General features: G+C 37.2%; 17 protein-coding genes and 1 pseudogene. 6 read left to right on the top strand and 12 right to left on the bottom strand.

The window, feature by feature from the left end:
• Positions 1-149: 149 nt before the first annotated feature.
• The 4 genes from MSKOL_RS15250 to MSKOL_RS15265 all read right to left on the bottom strand — a co-directional run bounded on the left by MSKOL_RS15250 (position 150) and on the right by MSKOL_RS15265 (position 3,906).
• Complete coding sequence (locus tag MSKOL_RS15250; protein ID WP_048122367.1) at positions 150-455, bottom strand: PDGLE domain-containing protein; 306 nt, start codon at positions 453-455, stop codon at positions 150-152.
• Positions 452-1,117: a cobalt transporter CbiM gene (gene cbiM, locus MSKOL_RS15255; RefSeq protein WP_048122369.1), complete on the bottom strand. Its 666-nt coding sequence runs from the start codon at positions 1,115-1,117 to the stop codon at positions 452-454. Before cbiM ends, MSKOL_RS15250 begins: the two co-directional genes overlap by 4 nt.
• Positions 1,118-2,403: 1,286 nt before the next feature.
• Positions 2,404-2,769: a response regulator gene (locus MSKOL_RS15260; protein ID WP_048157495.1), complete on the bottom strand. Its 366-nt coding sequence runs from the start codon at positions 2,767-2,769 to the stop codon at positions 2,404-2,406.
• 174 nt (positions 2,770-2,943) lie between these two features.
• On the bottom strand, positions 2,944-3,906 hold the full coding sequence (locus MSKOL_RS15265; protein ID WP_048157497.1) for a hypothetical protein: 963 nt from the start codon (positions 3,904-3,906) through the stop codon (positions 2,944-2,946).
• Positions 3,907-5,019: 1,113 nt separating this feature from the next.
• Between MSKOL_RS15265 and MSKOL_RS15270 the strand changes: the two genes are divergently transcribed.
• A complete protein-coding gene (locus MSKOL_RS15270) occupies positions 5,020-5,745 on the top strand; it encodes a nicotianamine synthase family protein (protein ID WP_231592272.1) in 726 nt (241 codons plus the stop codon).
• Positions 5,738-6,559 (top strand): nicotianamine synthase family protein, encoded by an 822-nt coding sequence (locus tag MSKOL_RS15275; RefSeq protein WP_048157501.1) that lies wholly within the window; start codon positions 5,738-5,740, stop codon positions 6,557-6,559. The genes MSKOL_RS15270 and MSKOL_RS15275 overlap by 8 nt, the downstream gene beginning before the upstream one ends.
• A gap of 162 nt (positions 6,560-6,721) precedes the next feature.
• Here MSKOL_RS15275 and cbiQ read toward each other — a convergent pair whose 3' ends face one another.
• Positions 6,722-7,528, bottom strand: coding sequence for a cobalt ECF transporter T component CbiQ (gene cbiQ / locus MSKOL_RS15280; protein WP_048122378.1), 807 nt, complete (start codon positions 7,526-7,528; stop codon positions 6,722-6,724).
• 33 nt (positions 7,529-7,561) lie between these two features.
• Positions 7,562-8,545 carry an ATP-binding cassette domain-containing protein gene (locus tag MSKOL_RS15285; protein WP_048157503.1) on the bottom strand — a complete coding sequence of 328 codons (984 nt, stop codon included), beginning with the start codon at positions 8,543-8,545 and terminating at the stop codon, positions 7,562-7,564.
• Positions 8,546-9,223: 678 nt separating this feature from the next.
• Between MSKOL_RS15285 and MSKOL_RS15290 the strand changes: the two genes are divergently transcribed.
• Entirely contained in the window at positions 9,224-9,412 is a 189-nt protein-coding gene (locus tag MSKOL_RS15290; RefSeq protein ID WP_157206109.1) for a hypothetical protein, read from the top strand.
• Between the two features lie 708 nt (positions 9,413-10,120).
• Here MSKOL_RS15290 and MSKOL_RS15295 read toward each other — a convergent pair.
• Together MSKOL_RS15295 and tnpC are read right to left on the bottom strand one after the other, a co-directional pair.
• Entirely contained in the window at positions 10,121-10,642 is a 522-nt protein-coding gene (locus MSKOL_RS15295) for a hypothetical protein (RefSeq protein ID WP_156151111.1), read from the bottom strand.
• A 1,832-nt stretch (positions 10,643-12,474) separates the two neighbouring features.
• Positions 12,475-13,911 (bottom strand): annotated as a pseudogene (gene tnpC / locus MSKOL_RS15300) (IS66 family transposase).
• Between the two features lie 314 nt (positions 13,912-14,225).
• On the opposite strand from tnpC, the gene dinB reads away from it, so the two are divergent.
• Positions 14,226-15,323, top strand: a complete 1,098-nt coding sequence (dinB, locus tag MSKOL_RS15310; protein WP_048158409.1) for a DNA polymerase IV — start codon at positions 14,226-14,228, stop codon at positions 15,321-15,323.
• A 173-nt stretch (positions 15,324-15,496) separates the two neighbouring features.
• Here dinB and MSKOL_RS15315 read toward each other — a convergent pair whose 3' ends face one another.
• On the bottom strand, positions 15,497-17,401 hold the full coding sequence (locus MSKOL_RS15315) for a phosphoadenosine phosphosulfate reductase family protein (protein ID WP_048157507.1): 1,905 nt from the start codon (positions 17,399-17,401) through the stop codon (positions 15,497-15,499).
• A 3-nt stretch (positions 17,402-17,404) separates the two neighbouring features.
• Here MSKOL_RS15315 and MSKOL_RS20445 point away from each other — a divergent pair, with 3 nt between their 5' ends.
• Complete coding sequence (locus tag MSKOL_RS20445) at positions 17,405-17,560, top strand: hypothetical protein (protein WP_156151112.1); 156 nt, start codon at positions 17,405-17,407, stop codon at positions 17,558-17,560.
• Between the two features lie 149 nt (positions 17,561-17,709).
• Here the strand turns inward: MSKOL_RS20445 and MSKOL_RS15320 are convergent, their stop codons facing one another.
• Both MSKOL_RS15320 and MSKOL_RS15325 read right to left on the bottom strand, forming a co-directional pair.
• Entirely contained in the window at positions 17,710-18,402 is a 693-nt protein-coding gene (locus MSKOL_RS15320) for an HAD family hydrolase (protein WP_082091159.1), read from the bottom strand.
• A 401-nt stretch (positions 18,403-18,803) separates the two neighbouring features.
• Complete coding sequence (locus tag MSKOL_RS15325) at positions 18,804-19,241, bottom strand: N-acetyltransferase (protein WP_048122392.1); 438 nt, start codon at positions 19,239-19,241, stop codon at positions 18,804-18,806.
• Positions 19,242-19,683: 442 nt separating this feature from the next.
• Between MSKOL_RS15325 and MSKOL_RS15330 the strand changes: the two genes are divergently transcribed.
• The gene (locus MSKOL_RS15330; protein WP_048157510.1) at positions 19,684-19,971 is read left to right on the top strand and encodes a hypothetical protein; all 288 of its coding nucleotides are present in this window, start codon (positions 19,684-19,686) and stop codon (positions 19,969-19,971) included.
• 145 nt (positions 19,972-20,116) lie between these two features.
• On the opposite strand, the gene MSKOL_RS15335 is transcribed toward MSKOL_RS15330, so the two are convergent.
• Entirely contained in the window at positions 20,117-21,454 is a 1,338-nt protein-coding gene (locus MSKOL_RS15335) for a YncE family protein (protein ID WP_082091161.1), read from the bottom strand.
• Between the last annotated feature and the right edge of the window lie 179 nt (positions 21,455-21,633).

Raw genomic sequence — 21,633 nt, forward strand, 5'->3', positions numbered from 1 at the left:
AGACAGGAGGACTAAATTATTTTGTTGAAGCAAAATCTGTAAAGTTTTACTGAAAAGATTACTTTTTCAAAGATCTTTTAATATGCGAGCCGTTTCTCCCCTACTTTTTGGGAAGAACGGTTTTTATGGAAGAGAACTCTATTTTATGTTCAGACTTTTTTGCTAAAAACTTTTCCTAACCCTAAACTGATTACCAGCACTGCAAGTGTTCCAACAGCTATTGCTACTACTTCCCCACTCTTTCCCAGGCCTTCGATGGAATAGTCAGACATCGGAGAACTTACTGCAGGTTCAGTCTCTTCAATTTGGGACATCTTCGACTCTTCAACTACCCCCCCAGCAGCACTTTCAAGCCCGTCAGGGTCGGAGGATGCGAGGAAAGGAGCTAGAACCGCAAGCAAAAGTGCAATCACAATTCCGGCATAAAATAATTTCATGTTTGCTTTTCCGCTCATGCATGAGCCTCCTTTTTATGTTTATCTGGTCTGGCAGTGAAATTATCCTCAAGGAGATCAGGACGGGATTTTGCAATCGCTGTGATTACAACTGAGGTGATCAGTCCTTCGCCTATAAAACCAATTATCAAGTGGTATGTCCCCATTGCAATTAGACCTGGGACAAGGGGGAAGGTGCCTGCAATCCACATTTGGATCGCGCAAACTATTGCCGAAATAAATAGTCCGAGCCAGGCGCCTCCGAAGGCTGCAATGCTTGTACCTACCCTACTTCGAAGGGCAACATATGTATAATATCCAACAAATCCGGAAATGACACCCATATTCAGAATATTTGCTCCCATTGTAGTGACTCCCCCGTCCCCGAAGGCGAACCCCTGCACAAGCAGGACTAGAGTAAGCACAAGGACCCCAGCCCAGGGGCTTCCGAACACGATGGCAACAAGGACTGCTCCTACCATATGCCCACTTGTTCCCATCCCTATGGGAATATTCATGGCCTGGATTGCAAAAATTCCTGCCGCAAGAGCCGCAAGAATCGGTACTTTCATCTCATCAAGCTCGTTTTTTGCCCATTTCATTGACATTATAATAAACGGAAGGGCAATAACCCAGTAAATTACTGCCTGGCTAAGCGGTATGAATGAATCAGGTATGTGCATTTCACTTTCCTCTTTTACCCCTATCTTTTATTTAGCATGAAAATGCTGCATCTGCAAGCACTTTCACTGGTTGTCCATGTTATTCAAATAATATTATGTTCGCTGCCTGTAAATCCAAACAAAAGTTCTTTAGGTTCAGAAATATTCCTAAAGAAAAGAATTGAAAACTATTCTTAACATAAAGCCTGAAAATTCTTTTTCAGGAATAATCTTAGCATTTTTGAGTTTCTTGTACTGTTTTCAGTGACTGTTTTCAAAGAACACTTCCGATAATACCACATTAACCAGTATTACATATATACGTTTTGGTATTACTTTTTTTGACAATTTTTATATTGAAACCTTCTCATGTATCTCTATTTTTAGTTTTTAGTCGAATAAAGTAACCTAGTATCTTCGATTAAGTCGCACATCTGTTCATATTAATTTTTTGACTTTGTCTCTTACTCTGTTTTGAAAACTTAAAGAAAAGAAGAATCGGAGATCTTATTCCAAAATGGATAGAGTAAATTTGTCAATTAGGTTAAAAGGGTTCAGCCTATTTTGTTTTCCTGAGTTGTGTTTATTCGTAATTATGTAACTTTTTGGTAACTATTCAGCCTATATAAAACAGAATCAATACCCATCTTTATTAAAATTCAATAGACAAATTTCTGCAAATTGATTTAATGGAACTGTTGGCGACTGACTGCGTTTCGTCCTCTTCTAAAGGTTATTTCTTTGAGTTCTTGCATTCACTCAAATCAATATCAATAGACATGTTTTGATAGGCTGAATAGTTACAACTTTTTAACCTCTTTTACTCATTATCAATGTTTTGTTACTGCAAGATAGTAAATTCTCCAGAAAATAATGTCCTGGCTGCGTAAGAAAATCATTGCAAAAGTTAGCAATTTGTAACAGAAAACAAACCAAAAGTCTTAAATATCTACTGGTAATATCGATAAGGGATCTCTGGCGAACAGACACAAAATAAAATTACCTCCTACATCGCCTAAGTCATCTGAACTCCTTTTTGCCCTGCCTGTGGTAACAAAGCAGGCAGGGATTGAATTCAAAACTTAAGAACTCCAGGTTAAACTGATGATTTTTTTCATAGCCATTTGTTGTTTGAGCTTATCAAACTTTTATTACCTCTTGCAATGAAGTGTTCTTATTTTAGCATATTAGTGAGAGAACCAGGTATACTCAATGTGGCATAATACAGAAGTAGTTTTGAGATTCAGACTCTGACAGACTCTGATTTATTATTTCAGTCATGAAAGTCCGATTTTGAGTTAAATAATCTAATTTGGCTCCGAAATTTTTCTTATTACATCCAGCATTCCGTGAGGTTTAAAAGTCTTTACTATAAATCCCACAGCGCCTATTTTCATTGATTCGGTTATGAGCGCCGGCTTCCCAATGGAGGAACACATTACTACTTTTGCCTCAGGATCTATAGTAAGAAGTTTTCGCAATGCTTCTTTTCCATCCATGTCCGGCATAATTACATCCATTAATACAATATCGGGTTTTACTTCAAGATAAGTTTGAATTGCCTCTTCCCCATCACCTGCTTCAGCAACAACTTCATGCCCGTACTTTAAGAGAGTGTCTTTGATTACCATTCGCATAAATTCGGTATCGTCCACAATCATGACTCTGGCCATGCATTTTCCTCCCCTATTACAAATCAAAATATATATTTTAACTAAGAATGATATACTGTTGTATTATTTCACTCATATTTTTCTCCCGTTCCTTCATTTTTCTTTCTGATATCTTTCCAGTCCTTGATGTTCAAGATTTTCAAGGGAATTATTCAACTTATCTCACCCTTAGCTCTAGTTATCGTCAATTCTGTCATACAGTTTTTCCAGATCCATTTGCAACCTGTTAATTTCCTTTTTCCAGATTTTTTTATTAAATTCCATACAGAGACCCATTTTCAAAGCTGCCAGTTTCACATAATTCTGAGAAATTTTTCTGTTGCTGCAGGGAAGGCCGAAAGCCAGATCGGTTTTTTTGATGCTATATTTTTCGTGGATTAGAAACTCGTAAAGCTCAGTAACCAGGTCTGGTTTTTCTTCAGACTGTTTGGAAAAATCCGGGCAAAGATCAACCAGATTCCGCAGGTGGGACTGGACGCCACAACATTCAGGGCACAATTGCTTTGAATTTGCAAACTTAAGCAGCTCTTTGAATTCAAGAAAAATACTCGTCTGCTCAAAACCTGAGGGTAGAGTTTTTCCGAGGAAGATAAGGATATGGATGCATTCATGAAAGAGGATTTTTGCTATCAGGAATTCAATTCTATCCCGAAGGTTCCATAATTTTTCGACCAATTTTCGTTCCCACAACTCATATGGATTTATCAGGACAAGGGATCTGTAGATTATTTTCTTGTCTTCTTTAGAAATGATTTTTTTAGGCTCGAAGGCTAACCCCGGCATCATTCCAACAAATTGCACTCGGACCGCTAGATCCCAGCAGTATTTCCATTCCCCTAAACGCGCACATTTTACCCGATAGTATTTTCCGTCAAATTTGACTCTTTCAATTAGCCGGTACAGCTCCTCATTTTGTTTTTTGATAAGGGTTTTTATTACAGTTTCCCTGTAAATGTTCAGGTCGAGATAGAAAAGCCCTGGAGATAAAAACGAACAATCAGGAGCAGGATTAGGAGAGAAGTATAAGTCAACAGGAGAGGCTGGTGAAGAGGCAAGGAATAACTTGTCCTTCACTCTATGTAACGGCAAGCTATTTTTTTCCTTTGGCAAAACTTTCTTTGTTCTTATTCCCTGCACCGCAAATCTACCCCTCTTGAACCCATTACCCACAATAAGAGGTCATTAGTGTTACTAAAATTTATTTTTGTATTATTAAATAGTAAAACATCCTAACCAATAAATACTTTATTCTACAAAATTGAAATATAGTAACAATACCACAGAGGATATGAAGAAACTCATATTTCCTTAGAGCTTTTAGAACCCTCTTAACTCTAAAAACAGAGAAGCCTAAAGTTTTTAATTTTCAAAACAACCTTCTGCAGATTTATTGGACCCAAATCTACTGGAATATCTGTGTTCTTTAAAATAACTTTTTTAACTTACTGCATCATTAAATTTCACAAGGGTATTATTTCTATAGACAAATTTATTAACTTTGTATACAGATTAGTACCAATAGGAAATAATTTATTTTAAGAAATCTATTAAAAGTATAATCCATGAGTTAAGAAAATCCTGTCTGTTCAGGAAAGGAGTAAAATATGTCTGAGAAAGTTGCAAGAGCAAATATTATTAGGTTAAAAAATACGCACATAAAATGCCTGAAAATTAGACTTCGGAAGTCAAAACCGTTTATTGCAAAGAATGAAACTGAAGGATACAACAACCAATAAGCTAAATCTAGAAATTTCCGAACCTGATTAAGTTTAACATAAAATATACAACGCTGCCTAAAAAGTTCTAAAACTCTCTTTTTTGAAATTTGAAGAGGATACCTAAATTCCCCTAAAATGCCGCAACAATTTTATTTTCACGCTGTGAACAAATATTATTTTTTTGTTTTCGTATGGTTTAAATGATTTTTACTAAGCCATCTTACGTTTTTTGTCTTATTTTTTACTTAATGCAATGAATTTTTTTAATATACTTACTTTTTTAAGATTATAGATAAGTTTATATATGTTCAACAAAAATTAATCATATATAAAATATATTTTTATTAATATATTATTGATTAATAACACGGAGTAGTGTGATCTCATGAACAGCTTACTAAGTGCTGAGGGCAACAGTTTACTGCCCATTTTTCAAGACTATGAGCTGCAATTATATGACATCAGGTCCCATATCTTACATTTTTACAACAATATTAAAGATCGTGATTTAAGTATAATTGCAGAATCAAATATGGCTGAACTTTATGAGATATTTTCCGAGCTCGATGAGCTTGGGCATCTGGATATTTCTGAAGATCTCTGTCAGGCCTTACTTAGAGACCCGGTGATCCTTTCCGTTCTTCCTGCAATTTACACCAGTTATACTCTTTTTTTTAGTTTGCATGAGACTCAGCTAGCAAAAAATATTCTGGCTTACAAGGAACCCTGGAAAATACTGGAATCTTTTCCTCTATATCCCAGATACGAAAAAATGATTAAAACTCAAGTTCGGGCATCCCCTGGAATTGAAGTGCTGGCTTTCATAGGCTGCGGTCCTCTTCCTGTTACTCTACTTATTTTCAGTAAATTATATGGCATCCGTTGCATTGGAGTAGATCATGACCCTGAAGCCGTGGATCTGGCAAAAAGCTGTATAAAGCACTTTGGGCTTGAAAAGGAAATCACTATTCTTGAGGGAGACGAAACCGTACTTTCAAAAATGGAATGGGACTCTGTGCTTATAGCAGGACTTGCCGAACCCAAACAGCGTATCTTTGAAAACTTACATACGATGATAAAAAATCGAAAATCGAGTTCCAAAAAACCAATTTCAGTGTGTTATCGCAATTATAGCGGCATAAGACAATTGCTATACTGGCCAGTCCAGCCGGAACAGATTAAAGGTTTCAGAAAAATAAACGAAATCTATCCTGCTGGAAAAGTAAACAATACCCTGGTTTTCATGGAGTGTGAGTAACATTCAAAAAATAGATGTTAAGCCCCTAATTGCCGAATTTCGCCAGATCTATACCCAGATAAAAGATCTTAAAGAAACTGATATCCTGGATAATTCCTCTCCTGAACTGTATGCTGTGTTTAAAAGGCTGGATGAACTGGTATCTCTGGATATAGATGAACAGTCTATTGAGGTACTCTTTGAAAGCCCGGATTTTAATATTCTGATTGTTGAGATTTCTCGCTTTCGGTTTTTATACAATTTGAAACTTGAAATCGAAAAAGCAAAAAGTCTTCTTGAAAGCTCGAATCCGTGGCAAACTCTCCAGAATTTTACGTTTTATCCGAACTACCTGCAGCTTGCCAGTACCGAATATACAGGTTCAGGTCTTAAACCAAAGGATTGTGTTCTTTTTCTTGGAAGCGGCTCTCTACCTCTGAGTCTAATAATGCTCTGTCGCGAACACGGTCTTTTCGGAATCGGAATTGAACAGGATGGAAAAAGGGCAAGCCTCTCCAGGGAGGTAATTGCTTGTCTCGGTCTTTCCGAAAGTATTGAGATAATCGAAGGAAACCATTTCATCCTGCCCCTTAAAACCAGATGTGACCTTTACATGGTTGCTGCCCAGGCTGAACCCAAAGAAGAGATATTCGAGCACCTTGCAAAAGTCCTTCCCAAAGGAAGTAAAGTTTCCTACCGCCTTTATGAAAAGGGCCTTCGGAGAATTCTGGACAGTAATTTCCTCTTTAAACTGCCTTCAGGATTTGAAGAATATCTCAGGGTTCAGCCGGAACCTCCAGTTAATAATACGGTTGTATTTTTGAAAAAGAGATAAAATCTTCTGGCTGTAGGAAGCGGTTTTCAAAATTTTCTATACCAACCAATTCTCAGAAACAATCAGTTCTCAGAAATAGTCAGTTCTCAGAAATAGTCAGTTCTCAGAAATAGTCAGTTCTCAGAAAAGCTAAGGGAGTAGTGGAAGCAGTGGAAGCTCCTTTCAGACATAAAGATGTGTATATAATATGCAACCTGCACTCAGGAGCAAAAAGAAGATGTCCTGAGCTCTGATTTTTGTCCTATAATAAGCCTTTTCATGACCACTTCCGTAACCTCTGCAAAGCATACTTATATAGGTCCTTTCTCCCTGCTCGTAGGAGCGTATGAAAATAGAACTTATGCTGTTTCCTACCTGCTCGATGACCCATTTTCTTGGCACATCTTTGTTCCATATATCAAAAAGCCTTGTTTGCTGTGCGGTCCTTATCCTTTTAAGAACGGCCCAAAACAGGAAAAGATAGCGTATCATCATGCTCAAAAGCAGAGTAAACTCTCTTGGAATGCCTACCCTGTCTGCAGCTGCAACCATATCTCTCAGCCGCGTAGTAGAAGAAAACAGGATAATAGCTGTTATGCAGACCAGAAATTTTGCAAGCAGGGTGATTCCAAAGTCAAGTCCTTCATAAGTTATACTGAGCCCGAAAGGCAGGTCAAGAGGGTATAGAGTATAATTTTCTATAAAGGAAGGTCTAAAGAATGGCTGGATAAGGGCTATTGTGAGTCCGAATGGTAAAATTGCAAGAATACGAAGGAAAAAGTATCTTAAGTCGAGCCCTGCAGCAAGCACCAGAAGCAGCAAATAAACCTCGATGGCAAAAAGGCGGACCATATTTTTTTCGTGAATCCGGGGCAGGCTAACTGCATAAATGATTATTGCAAATGTAAAAAGCAGCTTTATCCGGGGGTCAAGCCTGTGTACTGGACTGTCTTTATATGATTCGCGTTCAATATCCGTGAGCGTTACCATTAAAAATTCTCCTCTGAGGACTATTTCCGGCTTTCAATCAAGCCTCACATTTTGCTGTCCCGAGCTTATAAGCCGCAGTACTTCGTCTCTGGCTGCTTCGGCTGTTATCTGTATGTTAACATTGAGTCCTTTTTGCTGGAGCATCTCGAATACTTCAGCCACTCTCGGAAGTCTGAGGTGAGCTTTCCTGAGGAGTTTGGGATCACTAAATATCTCATCCGGGCTTCCGTCAGCCTCAAGTCTTCCATGATGGAGAACAAAAACCCTTTCTGCAAAATAAGGAACCACATCCACGTCATGGGTAGAAAGGAGCAGGGTGATTCCAAGTTCCTTGTTCATCTTCATAATTAACTCAAGCACGCGAGCAGAACTGAGAGGGTCAAGGCCAGCTGTTGGCTCATCAAGGACTATAACTTCAGGGCGCATGGCAAGGATGCCTGCAATCGCCACAAGTTTCTTTTGCCCTCCGCTTAGATGATGCGGAGCCCTTTCCTCAAAACCTGTGAGTCCGACCATCTCAAGGGCTTCTTTAACTCTCATTTCCACCTCTCTTCTGGACAAACCCATATTAATCGGCCCAAAAGCAACATCTTCTTCAACACTCGGAGCAAGCACCTGGTCGTCAGGATCCTGGAAAACGATTCCTACGGTTTCCCTGCAGGCCCGGAGATTCTTCTTAGTCATTTTTTCCCCTTTTATCAGGATTTCCCCTGAAAGAGGCCGCAGAATTCCATTAAGGTGCTTGAACAAAGTCGATTTTCCGGCTCCATTAGCTCCAAGCACTGCAACTCTCTCCCCTTTGAACACTTTGAGATTGATTTTATCCAGGGTATTTGAATCAAGATGAGAGTATCTATGGCAGAGGTCTCTGACTTCCAGTACAGGAACGCCATTTCTTTCGGGAAACTTGCCCGAGTTTTCGGAACCTGTTCCGGATTTCTGGCTCATTCTGCCTGTTGTTTCTTTTGGGAAAGTTACTGTTTCTTCGGAGTTATGTGGGGAATTCGAAGTGCTCATACTGAAAACATCCTGTATGAAGATCGCGTTTACATATGAAAACTAACTTTTTTAAAAATAGTATTACAAGTAATGAAGTTATCTTTCTTATGTATTATGGTTTGTACTTTACCTTTAACTTATCCATCTATTGTTTAGTTCCATTTCATTATTTGCATTTAATTTTATATATTAGTTTAAGTGCCTTCAAAAAAGATTCTGATTAAACTTGCCTTTCAAAGATGTGTGATTTTACGGCATCTATAGACTTTGTTTGTGTATGCCTAATAAAAGAATAACCCTTTCGGTAACGATTTTGTTAGGATGACAGGTGTTTCTTTAACAAAATTTTTGAAAGATTTTAGTTTTCGTACCTGTAGCTTTATTTTTTCTAGAATAACAAATGATCAAATACATATTTTGCATGGCCACAAAAAAACCCGTATTCAAAATATCGTATACGAGTGGCCTTCTAAACAGATTAATGTATTGGTCAGTTGTGGATTTTTTATACTATCTCGTTGTAACATTAATTGTGAACTAAAATTAAGATCTACGTTTATAGATTTTTTGCGAAAAAAACGAAATGAACAGACTTTTTAAAGTGAGTTTATTAATTAGGATCAACAATTCAAGCAAAAAATGAGAAGTCGCTTGATGCTGATTTTAAGGAAAATTTTTGGCAAAAAACACATTTCTTTGAAAGGAAAGTCAAACCATAACGAGGAAGGAACAAAGGCAAATGGCACATTTATGACGATTGTTCAGACGGCAAAGAAACTGGGTGTAAGTGCATATCATTACATATGTGATAGAGTCGGCGGTACATTTGAGATGCCATCTCTGGCTCAACTCATCAAAGAAAAAAGCTTGGTGAGTGAAAGGTGAGAGATTTCCACTCAACTTGAAGAGGATACGAATCCAGTTTTTATCAAAATAGATATTCGCTATCTAAAGACTTAAATCACTATGTTGTATTACACAGATGATGACCATTTACAAAATCTAGTGATTTTGAATTTTATATTCATCACTAGATTTTGGTACTGAGTCCTGTAATGAGAACGCTTAGTATTATTTCAACGCAGCCTATAATGAGAATGCTCAGTATTATTTTTTTGTTAACCAAAATCTAAAACCTCCATTTTCGATTATTAACCCTGTAATCTCAATTATGAAAGTGAAGAAGTGAGAAATTCATCAAAGAACATTCATATTCTTGCAATTTCAACGGGGATTAATCTCCTCCTTTCGTACTTGTTACTATTAGTTATTGGCTAATTACCAAGAATTTTGGATAGGTAATAGGTAATTACCACTACCAGTAAGCTTTGTGTTGAAAAAGAAGTTAATAAATGATTAACTCGGAAAATCTGTTTGTAAGAAAAAAAATCCCTTGGGCAAGATCAAAATACTTATATAAGATTATGTGAGGTAGATCCAAAATATGGGGTGACTGTTGTTCTGGAAATACCTTCTGCCTGAGTAGATAAATATAAAAAAGGAATGAATGTGTCGTTTTTATGACGTGGATTATTAAGTCTGTTTAAAAATAAAATATGGTAAATAGATATATTTGCCCTATGATGAACTATCTCATTTTCCAAGTTTACGAACTTGGAAAATATGGGATATTGAGGCGGCCATGAAAAGAAAGTTTGTAAACAGCATCCACTTAGAACTTGGGATCCATTTTATTAACCCTGCAACTATAAGGAAACCGCTGACTGTGGCAAATATGCTCAGGCCAAGATAGAACTGGCTCCAGGGTATATCTCCTTTATTAACAGTTTCCAGGTAAATGTCAAATTCCTGGGAGGCTGGGAGAAGTTCCACAGTGTCCTGCTCTCTATTGTAGGCAACGATTCCCATATTTTCCATTTTTGGGATATGTGTCTGAAGCAGTGAAACATATATGCTTTTCCTAACACCCCTATTTGGCTCTTCGTCTTGGGATTCAATACGGGCGATCTCTTCGGACAGGGAACGTACACTCTGGTTTCCCTGAATGCGGAGGAGTTCAAGCACAAGCCTTCTTCGGTCGTTCTGGAGTACTCCAAAAATGTCACTCTTTGATAACTGCGATTGTGTTTGTACAGTTCTCTGAGTATTAAACATTTTATTTAATAGATAATAAACATTATTTCTGAGGGAGTTCAAGCACAAGAATATCTCTCCATTTTTTTAATAAAAAACTTATGTATCCTCTTCAGATTCAATGGAGAATTTTCCAACTTTACACGTGTGTGATAATTTTGACATAGTTAGGTACTCGAATATATCGCTTGAGATTGTTTCATAAACTTGGAATAATTCTTAAATTTTTGTAACTATTCAGCCTGCCGGAATCTATTGATCTATATCGATTTTGATGAAATCGGCATGTATGAATTCTAACTAGTGAGGATTGAAAAAACGTAATCAATAGCCAACAATTAAATAAAATACATTTTCTGAAATTTGCCAATTGAATTCGGGTAAATCAGGCTAATGATGTTGTTTTTCCTAGGCTGAATAGTTACAAATTTTCAACAAATATATGAAATTTATTTTTACCCATTGAATCTACATGGCTCTTCGTTGTTTTGTGTGGATATCCTCGTAATGTCTTCATAAAAACCAATGCGGTCTCGAATTGAAAATCATCTTATCCACAAGGAATGACTAAGAGCCATACAACCTTACTCTTTTTTGGAATTGGCAGGTACTGAAAGTTCTGTGAACCACAAAATTTTAAAAAAATCGTAAAAATTGAGAACTTGATCTAGGTAGACCAGTTTCAGATACAGTGTACAAAACACAGTATACAAAAATGTGACTTAAAAATTACAACATATTCAGAACACTGCCTTAGAATTAATTACTAATTATGAACATGACTCTCTTTTTGTGTTTTGGTTATTTATTATGCAATGTTATTCGTAATGTTATTGGTAATGTTATTTGTAATGTTATTGGTAATGTTATTTGTAATGTTATTTGTAATGTTATTTGTTAGAACGTTTATAATGTAGTCCATATATATAAATATATAGGATTTCGCATATATTTATGGTTTTTAATATAAGTGTATGAATTTCAATATAAATATTCATTTTTAGTATTTATTGAGCATACTTAATAGAAATCTTGAGTTATTAATTGGAAATCACCATAATCAGTATTTTTGTGTTGAAAAAAATGGTTATAGGACCTATGCACTTGAGGAACAAAATAAGCACTTGAGGAACAAAATCAATTGCAGCGAAAACTGTGGATTAAAATCATGTTTTAGGTAGTTAACAACCTAATGATGTTGATTTTTCAGTTCAACTTTGTGAGTTCTATTATACTTCAGACTCTTCATTGTTTTGTGTGGATATTCTCACAATATTCTATGTTTTATCCCAAAATAATTTCGCTTTTTTAATATTTTTTATTTTAATCATACATCATATACAGTTGACCCACTATTTTACTCCAATTTCGAACTTGTTTCATTTTACATGATTAGTCCACAATACCAAAATGGAATTTTACTTACTCAACGTTTAACTCTTTGCGTCGCCTGCTGTTGTATTGGGCATTAAACGTTTAAAGGATTTTGGGTCGTTTCCCTGAGTTATTGATCAATTCCGAAAAAGCGAGTACATCTCACGTATTTAATGAATATATTGAGAGATTCTTGCGCTTTCGGTTTTCAATGATTCAAACCCACTACCGGATTTTGAATCTGCGAAATTATTTCAGGATACAACAATTGGAGGAGTTTTGGATTTGAGAAAAAATGTAAAATTCTGCATGAACCTCACATTTCGACCCCTCTCAAAAGACACAACTTAATTTTTTATTCACGCAGTTTATTACTAATTTTACCCTTTTATTCTATATAAATAGTTTAACTCCCCCTATGTATCTATATAGATACCTAAATTTTCATTTGTTTTTATAAATTTAAACTTGATTTGTAACTATTCAGGGATAGCTAGCGGCGCTCCTTTGAGCGCCGCAAGAATACCCTCTAAAACAGGTAAACCATTCTTTCTTATTGTGGAAATATATGCTCTAATTCTGCAGAAAGCTTCCGCTCCCCGTGTAGTTCTGAAAGTTCCTGATATTTTCTGCTGTAGTTTCATCATCCTGACATCTCTTTCTGCTTGATTATTCTCAAACGGAACTTTCAAGTCGTTCAGGAATCTCAGAATCTTTTCTTTATGTTCTATAAACCTATCAAGCAGATTCCTTGCTTTGGTTTTTGGATGCACACCACGTTTTCCTTGTCTTTCAGGATTTAGAGAAGGTGGATTTTCTTCAATTCCTTTCGCGACTACAGTATCGAACCTTTTTTCTAATGCCTTAACTTGTTCAAAATCCAGATATTTGCCCTGCTCTTTGCACTCATCAGTATACTTTTTCATTTCAGATAACAGCTCATTCATATCTTTAGCCCATTGCTGTTTATAACTCTCCTCAATTCCAATAAGTTCTCTTTGGAGATGGGCATTGCAAAGAGCATGATCACAATTATAACCGTTGTAAGGTTTCCATCCATCATGAACTGCTACCCCTTTAAACTCTGGAAGAATTCCCATAGCATCAATAGCTTCTGATCCTCTTTTCGGATGAGCAAAATAACAAGTGTATTTGTCAGTAGAAGCTACATGAAGCCAATGTCTTTTTCCGTGAACTTTCATTCCAGTTTCATCACAATGGATAACAGGAGAAGAGAGTAACTTTTCTCGAATTACGTTTTCAAATTCTTCAAGGTTCTGGAAACATTCTCTTTCTGCTTCAATAATGGTAGCAGAACTGATTTTTATCCCCATTACATCATGAAACAATTCAGAAATCCTTTTATAAGGAATGAAATGGTGATTTTTAAAGTAAATTGCTGAAGCTACGATATTAGGACCATATTGAACTGGGGAATTTACTGATTCTGGAAATTCAGCTTTATTTAACCTTCCACAGCAAGGACAGATCTTAATCTGACTTTGATGTTCTGTAACAATAAGATTTACAGGGGGAATATCAAAAACCTGTCTTTTCTCATAAGCTTTAACTTCAACATTATTAAGATTATGTCCACATTCTTCGCAACAGTTCAAAGAATGCTCTATTACCTAATCAGGATTATCAACCATTTCGAGAGTTGTCCCGGGATGACCTTCTTGACCTCCAGGTTTCTTGCCACTCTGTTTACGGAGACTCTTTGGATTAGGTTTTCCTTTGGAAATATAGTCACTAGAAGGAGGTTTACTGCTGTTTCGGCTGTTTTGATTTAAGCGAAATTCTAAAACTTGCAATCTTTCAGTGAGGTCTTTAATTTGAGATTCAAGACTTATAATATAAGCAATAACTTCAGGGTTTGAAGCACACAAAGCAAGAATCTCTTCACGTTTCATCAAGGAAGAAAATGGTTCATTTTATATCCAATTTTTCCTCGGAACGAGGAAAAATTGTGTAGCCTTAACAAGGCTACCTGAATAGTTACCTTGATTTTTTTGAACGTTGTGGGATTCGAGCCAAAATCATTGATTTTGTTGAGCACATGCCCACATATGATTCAAGAAGTTTTTCAATTATTGCAAAAATCACCTTATTTTTGAAAGAGAGGGCGGAATGTGAGATTTAATGTAAAAACATCAAAATATAAGAGGACATCTTCCTGATAGAGAGCTTGAGAGATAACTATACAAATCTTCCCAACCTATTTTTTTCGATGCAGCGTATCGTTCTCCATGTAGATATGGACTATTTTTTTGCAGCCATTGAAGAGCGGGAAAAACCTGACCTTCGGGGAAAAGCCATCGTAGTCTGCATGCTTTCCGGAAGAGGTGAGCTCAGTGGAGCTGTAAGTACCTGTAATTATACTGCACGAGAGTCAGGGATCAGGGCAGGAATGCCCTGTTCGAAGGCAAAAAAACTGAACCCTGAAGCTGTGTTCCTGCCTGCCCGAAAGGATTTTTATACTTCAGTCTCGGATCGGGTTATGGAAATTCTCAGGAGTTATGCGGATGTCAGGGAGACAGGGGAAGCGTTTGAACAGATAAGCATAGACGAAGCCTTCCTGGAAATTACCGAAAAAACAGGTGGAGATTTTAACCTTGCCTTTGAGATTGGAACCCAGATAAAGAATGACGTAAAAGATAAAGAGAAACTGACCTGTTCGGTGGGGGTAGGCCCTAATAAACTTATTGCCAAGATGTCATCCTCTGTCCAGAAGCCAGATGGAATTACTGTTATAAGTCCGGGTAAACTCGAAAACTTTCTCTGGCCTCTCAAGGTGTCCAAACTCTGGGGGATAGGAAATGTAACCGCAGGAAAGCTGCAGGAAATGGGCATCGTCACAATAAAAGATCTTGCTGAACACGATGTTATTGACCTGATCTCAACTTTCGGAAAAACAAGGGGGATCTGGCTTAAACAGGCTGCATCAGGCATCGATGATTCTCCCCTGAAAGAAAGGGACGGCTCCGAACAGATAGGGAGGATTGCAACCCTGCCTGAAGATACTCTCGACGTTAATCTTATCTCTCAGCTACTTGACAGGCTGGCAGGGGATGTAATTTCAAAACTCGATTCGAGGGAGCTTTCCTTCAGGACTGTAACGATTACTGTCATAAATTCAAAGTTCAGGATGTACACTAAAAGCCGTACACTAAACCACCCGGTCTATTCAAAGGAAACTCTTCTAGAGGTGACTCGTGAAATCCTTAATGAGTTCCTTTCGGAAAGCCGAACTGAGTTCAGGCGTGTAGGTGTAAGGGTAGGAGAACTTCAAAAAAGGATGGGACAGAAAAGCCTTTTTGATTATTAGTTTCACCCTTTTTGAGATTATCAAATTTGATTTGTTGAGTATTAGATTTGATTTTTTGAGTATTGAGTTTGCCTTTTTGAAGTTTTACATTTCCCTCTATCTGAATTCTCACTTTTTCTTTTTGTAAATTACTCCGTTTTAATTCATGTAAATGTAAGAGTTTAGGGAAGAGTTCAAATAAATTTAACAAGAGGGCAGACTTCAATACATGCTCCGCAGTGAATGCAGTTTTCTTTAATCCTTACTTTCTTTTCTTTCATTTCAATCGCATTATGCTCACAGTGGCCCACGCAAACTCCGCACCCCTGGCAGAATAAAGCCCTTCTTATCGAGAGCTCAACAATTCTCATAAGCTTTTTTAGCTCTTTTTCGTCCTCGCTTCTCCCATTAACATTACCTGAGGCAAAAACCTGTGCCCTGGATTCTCTGAAAACGACGGACGCGGCTCCTTCTATGAAAGAAGCTTTGCCGATGGGTGAAAGCATCCCGCTTTCTTTAAGGGTTTCTATGTCAATTGCCTGCCCAAAGCTTCCGTCCGCAGATATTCCTCCTGCTTTGCAGGGCCTGTACCCTGTTGCTACTTCAAAATGAAGTTCTGTTGGGGCTTCCTGGGATGGGAGAAGAGAAATTCCTTTTTTCTCAGCAAGGTTCTGGAGAACACGAGGATACCGCTTATAGCGCCATAAACCGTACTTTACCCACTCAGGAGAGAGACCCATTTTCTCGGCATAGGCAAGGAGATAGAAGTTCAGCTTTTTTGCAAGTTCGGGATGGCTTTCCTCAAGCTGGAAGAAATCTGCAAGAGAGGAAGACGGGCAGAGCCAGCACCCCATCCTGTCATATCCTTTTTCATAAGCCGGATTATAAGGAGCTTTTGTCCTGAAAAGGTAAAGCCAGACATGAAGAGCTGTCCATTCCTGTATAGGGGATGCTCCTACCTGATTTCCCACCCAGGGATTTTTCCAGACTTTCTTGCTGATTGAACGGGCATGGGATTCATACTGGCGCTGTCCTATGAAACTAAGGCATCCGCCTTCATAGTTCTCGTCAATTAACCTAGTGATCGGCCCGAGTTTGCAGATCTTGCAGCACCAGCGAGTATCCATTGTAGGAGGGCCAAAAATACTTATTGAGTTCCAGAAAGCGTCTCCTGCACTTGAGCTCCTTAGTTTTTTCCCATAGTGCTCTACAACCTGTTTGACGTTTTCAACGGTTTCCGGAAACTCAAGCCCGGTATCTGCAAACATAATTTCGTAATCGTCAAGACTTTCACTAACTAGCTGGAGTACAGCAAGGCTATCCTTACCCCCGGAATAGGATACGCTTACTTTCAGGTCCATGCTTCCGGCGACATTTTTTATGAAGGCATGGGACCTTTCTATCATGCCGTCCAGAATTTTTTCGTTGGCTTTTACGGCATCTTCCCAGGTCTGCTCTCCAAAATTTTCTTTTTGAGGCTCTGGGTTTCCGCTCCAGCGAGGTTTTACTGCATGCCCGTGGTTTTCTTCACACATTTCCTTTCCTGTCATTCGGGCTCGCCCACAGCAGATTACTTCTCCTGCAGGGTTCAGCACAACTACCTCGTCTTCTTTTTGGATTTCAGGATCGGCATCAAGAACCCCGGGTGCCAGAACACTTGCTCCCTTTTCCAGGATAAAAGGTACAACTGCCTGATCAATAACAACCCATTTTTTCAGGGCTTTTCTATCCCTGCCCTGGAAAAGCCTTCTTGCTCCTTCGAGCCTGGGAAGTAAAACCCATTCACAGCTCTCAATTTCAAATCTGAGAGACGCAAACACTTCCCCGTCAACTATAATCTCATCCATACGGTCTTCATACGGAGCTTTATTTAGCACTACAAGGTGTCCTTCAGGTATAAGTGGCGCATTGAACTGTTTTTCCGAAACCGAGTTTATGCGTTTTATATCATAATCAAAAGCAGGGCGGATATCCCCTGGAGGGGTTACCTCAACTTTTTTTGTACTTTTACCGCATCCGCACTTTTTTCCTAGCACAGGCACATTACAGGCCTCACACCAGTGCAGAAGCATTTTTCCAAGATATGCTGGTCTGGACATGTCATGCAGATTGAGAGAGGTTCACCTTTAAAAGGCTTTGGCTCAAGCTTTTTAAAAAAAAGCTTGACCAAAAATTCATTTAAAAAGTCCTGGATTTTCGTAAGCTCTTTAGAAAAAGCTTGGCCAAAAATTTATTTAAAAAGTATTGTCTTTTCTTAAGCTCTTTAAAAAAAGTTTAATCAAAAAGTTATTTAAAAAGTCTTGTTTTTTCTTAAGCTCTTTAGAAAAAGTTTAATCAAAATTATGTATTGGAACGTACTGTTTTTTCAAATGCTCTAATCTTTAAACAGGGCTCAATAATCCAATGATTATGACACATTCTCGCATAATACATTGGCAAGTTCTTTCAATGAGATAATACTTTTAACATTTTTACTTATTAATATTTTGTTATTTCTATTAATCCATATACCTTTCATTCCAATATTTTCACATGGTATTATATCCGTTTCGATAGTGTCTCCAACATAAAAGCATTTTTCTGGTTCTTCACCATTTCTTTTACATGCAATTTCAAATATTTCCGTATGGGGTTTTGAAACATTAAATTCTCCTGCTACTACGATATCAACAAAGTAGTGAGAAATTTTCATTTTATCTAGCTTTAGTTTTTGTTGCCCTGGATCTCCATTACTGATGATACCCATTTTTAGCTTTGAAAGTTTTTTCAAGCATGGTATTACATCATTAAAAGGTTTCCAACTTAATTCATAATTGCGTAAATAGTGATCAAATACTTCAAGTGCTTCTTCACTTGACAGGTTAATATTTCGTTTTAAATAAAGTTCTTTAATTCGCTCTATTCGCTGCTCTTCAAAAGAGCATTTTTTGGCTAAATATTTTTCAAAGTGTTTGTCTGATAGTTTACACCAAATAGAATAAAATTCATTAAAATCCATATCAAAAAAATTTTTATGGTTCTGGTAAAATAATTTGACCCCCGTAAATTCTGCACTTTTATGATCCAACAGAGTGCCATCTATATCAAAGAAAACCATCATGCTTTTTCCTCAAACTCAATAATATGATAGTACGAAAATTTAGCAGGAATATCTTTGTATCAGTATATCTTTGTATCAGTAATACAATAGGAAAGATCTGTTTTCTTCAAGTCATAACTTCTGTTTAATAATTAGTTAAAATTTCCTGATAATTAGTCATTTGTCGTCGGTCAAGGAACTTTCTTGCCTGAAATATATCGATTTTGTACCCGAAGCCTGCTTTAAGTTTTGGAGTATTTACATGAAATTGATTCTCTGTTCCAGCCTATAATAAAATTAAATATTTAACAACTGTTGAGGAAATGAAAGCAATTTCTCTTGATTTCTCAATTAACCGAAAACACATGTCTGAGACTCTTTTAACAATAACGTCTTGACAAAATCTGTCTGAATGTTTCAGTTTAGTGTCTAGATTCTCTGAATTTGACATCCGGATAATCCGGAATATGCAAATTGGGTTTTTTACTAAGAAGAAAATGAGTTTCTGTATTTCCAATTTTTTCAAAACCAAGTTTGTTGTAAAAATTTTGAGCTATATAATTAACTTTTAACACTCTGAGATTTATTTCTATTTTTGCCTTTTGAGCATCGGCAATAATATCTGAAATAATTAAAGTTCCTATTCCTTTATTCTGATATTCAGGCAATATTTGTATTTCATCAATAACAATGGATTTTTCACTTCGACTGAAAGCAACAATGCCAACATTTTTTTCATTTACAACAATAAGCTGGAATTCTATAGTTTGGAAATACCTGCTGAAAAACTCTCTTTGAAAATCTTCGTTCCAATTGCCCCATGTTTTTATTACATAATCTTCTATGTTAGCCTTATTCAAGTTATAAATGAAATTATAGTCCTCTTGTGTTGCTATCTTTAAAATATATATTTACTCACCCATCCAATAAAATTTATTGATAATATCAAGCAATTGGTTCAGTTCATTATATCAGGAAAAGTGTTAATTTTTGTTCTTTTTCATTACAAAATAATCTTACTTGATAATATACTCTTCCACATCAACTTATATTTCCCATCTTATATCTAAACGCATAAGTTATGCTTCTTTGAATATATTGCTGTGGCCGGTGTGCTGTGTGAGTATGTAAACGCAAGCAAAGCCATGTTTTAGACTATGCCATGAAAACATCAATCAGGTATTAGTGGACGACCATAATATTAGACTGCTATTAATTAGACTGGTTTCAGAATCGGCTCATGATATAGATATATACAAATGCAGAAATAATGGATATTGGAATGGATATTGGGGGAATATCATGGTAGTCATAAAAGAAATTAATTCAGTCGGATTCGGGAAAATTCTTACAATCTTTTATGGAACAATGGGTTTAGTTTTTGGGTTTTTTACAACAATAGCTGCTTTAATGGGAATTTCCATGACAAAAAAATTCGGGATTTTTTCCTTGATTTTCGGAAAATGGGCTGTACTCAGTCTACCTATATTTTATGGAGTATCTGGATACTTCATAGGGCGTATTGCAGCTAGTTTATATAATACTATAGTGGGCTCGAAAAAAGGATTCAGGGTGGAGGTTTTGCGTTAAAAATTGGTATTCATAGAGGCAAATATCAAAAAATTATCAATAAGTGTTGTTTGTATAATTTTATTTTTCCTTTTTTCCCAAGCATTCCTTGTCTTCAATGCAAGTTCAGTCCAATAAGTAACGACATTAAACCCCATTTTGGCACTTACTTCTTACCGAACTTCCATCCTCCAAAAAGGCAGGCCAAGCCGCACAATAATCCGAAGCCTGGAGTAGAGTTATTTTTGCTCGATTCATTTCCATTTGAGATACTACCATTATCATACTCAGAATTATTGTTCTTTGAATTATTGAGTTCAACAGCTTTTTTTTCTTCAAATGATAGGTTAGCTTCTTCGGCTTCTGTATCTTCACGTGAATTGGAAGCTACCCTTGTGCTTTGATCAGTAATATTAGAATCTATTAAAGGCCCAATAGCAACTCCAGCAGGATAGTTTAGAGTATATTTCCCTGAATTCACAGTCGCTGTAACTTTGTTTGTATCTGTATCAATTACGGAGACATTGTCGCCTTCGGCGTTTGTCACATATACCTTTTTTCCGTTCGGTGTGACTGCAATTCCCATAGGCTGTTTTCCTACAGGCACGGTGGCTATAACAGTGTTTGTTACTGTATCAATTACGGATACGTTGTTGCTTTGCCAATCTGCCACGTATACCTTTGTTCCGTCCGGTGTGACTGCAATATCACCTGGGCCATCTTCTACAGGCACGGTGGCTGTAACGGTGTTTGTTTCTGTATTGATTACTGATATGTCATTGCTGCCTGTATTGGTTACATACACCTTATTCCCGTCAGGACTGACTGCAATATCAGAAGGATGGTCTCCTACAGGCACCGTGACTGTAATTTTGTTTGTAGCCGCATCGATTACAGAAGTAGTGTTGTTGCGGCTGTTTACAGCATAGATTTTTTTTCCATCTGGAGCGATTTCAACGTTAACAGTACTTATTCCGATATTAATCATGGCCGTTACGCTATTCGTTGCCGTGTCAATTATTGAGATATTGTTGCTGTCATTATCCGCCACACTGTAGCGATTTGTCACATAAACCCTTGTTCCTGCAGGGTTGACTGAAACTCCCCAGGGATAACTTCCTCCTGTATTCACTGTAGCACTAACCATATTTGTGGCTGTGTCAATTACTGAGACGGTGGGGTCAAATCCGGTTGCTACGTATACCTTTGTTCCTGCAGGGTTGACTGCAACACCTGCCGGCCAGCCGCCCACAGGCACCACGGATGTAACATTGTCAGTTGCTGTGTCAATTACAAAAACAGTTCCAGTGTCGACCCCCAAACTCGTAACATATGCAAATGGAGCTGCACCTGCTACGCTCACCAGTATTGAAATCGTAAGTACTGTTATTCCAAAAGCTCTTAGGAAAGTATCTTTTCTGCGTGCTTTATTAGACATTACCACAGATGAGGGTGGAACCGGAAAAGTAGCAATCGACGTTGTTGATATAGTTTTACCTTTCATATTTTATCCTCAAAAGCTGTTTGTCTTTCGCCATAGCGCTGTTTAGCGCTGTTACAAAAAAATTTGGAGATTTCAATAAATATATAAAAAATAGTGAGAATTTTGATAAACCTCACTTTTCGGCTGGCTATATATAGCTATATACAAAGTGTACATATGCAACCGTTGAAACCAAGAGT

Origin of the sequence: Methanosarcina sp. Kolksee (genome assembly GCF_000969945.1) — an archaeon.
Classification (GTDB): domain Archaea; phylum Halobacteriota; class Methanosarcinia; order Methanosarcinales; family Methanosarcinaceae; genus Methanosarcina; species Methanosarcina vacuolata.

Bases quoted from the DNA above. Each gene is read 5' to 3' on its own strand.
- MSKOL_RS15250 (WP_048122367.1), bottom strand. From the start codon at position 455: ATGAGCGGAAAAGCAAACATGAAATTATTTTATGCCGGAATTGTGATT.
- MSKOL_RS15270 (WP_231592272.1), top strand. From the start codon at position 5,020: ATGGCTGAACTTTATGAGATATTTTCCGAGCTCGATGAGCTTGGGCAT.
- cbiM (WP_048122369.1), bottom strand. From the start codon at position 1,117: ATGCACATACCTGATTCATTCATACCGCTTAGCCAGGCAGTAATTTAC.
- dinB (WP_048158409.1), top strand. From the start codon at position 14,226: ATGCAGCGTATCGTTCTCCATGTAGATATGGACTATTTTTTTGCAGCC.
- MSKOL_RS15295 (WP_156151111.1), bottom strand. From the start codon at position 10,642: ATGTTTAATACTCAGAGAACTGTACAAACACAATCGCAGTTATCAAAG.
- MSKOL_RS15330 (WP_048157510.1), top strand. From the start codon at position 19,684: ATGGTAGTCATAAAAGAAATTAATTCAGTCGGATTCGGGAAAATTCTT.
- MSKOL_RS15335 (WP_082091161.1), bottom strand. From the start codon at position 21,454: ATGAAAGGTAAAACTATATCAACAACGTCGATTGCTACTTTTCCGGTT.
- MSKOL_RS15315 (WP_048157507.1), bottom strand. From the start codon at position 17,401: ATGTCCAGACCAGCATATCTTGGAAAAATGCTTCTGCACTGGTGTGAG.
- MSKOL_RS15320 (WP_082091159.1), bottom strand. From the start codon at position 18,402: ATGATGGTTTTCTTTGATATAGATGGCACTCTGTTGGATCATAAAAGT.
- cbiQ (WP_048122378.1), bottom strand. From the start codon at position 7,528: ATGGTAACGCTCACGGATATTGAACGCGAATCATATAAAGACAGTCCA.
- MSKOL_RS20445 (WP_156151112.1), top strand. From the start codon at position 17,405: ATGCAGATTGAGAGAGGTTCACCTTTAAAAGGCTTTGGCTCAAGCTTT.
- MSKOL_RS15285 (WP_048157503.1), bottom strand. From the start codon at position 8,545: ATGAGCACTTCGAATTCCCCACATAACTCCGAAGAAACAGTAACTTTC.
- MSKOL_RS15260 (WP_048157495.1), bottom strand. From the start codon at position 2,769: ATGGCCAGAGTCATGATTGTGGACGATACCGAATTTATGCGAATGGTA.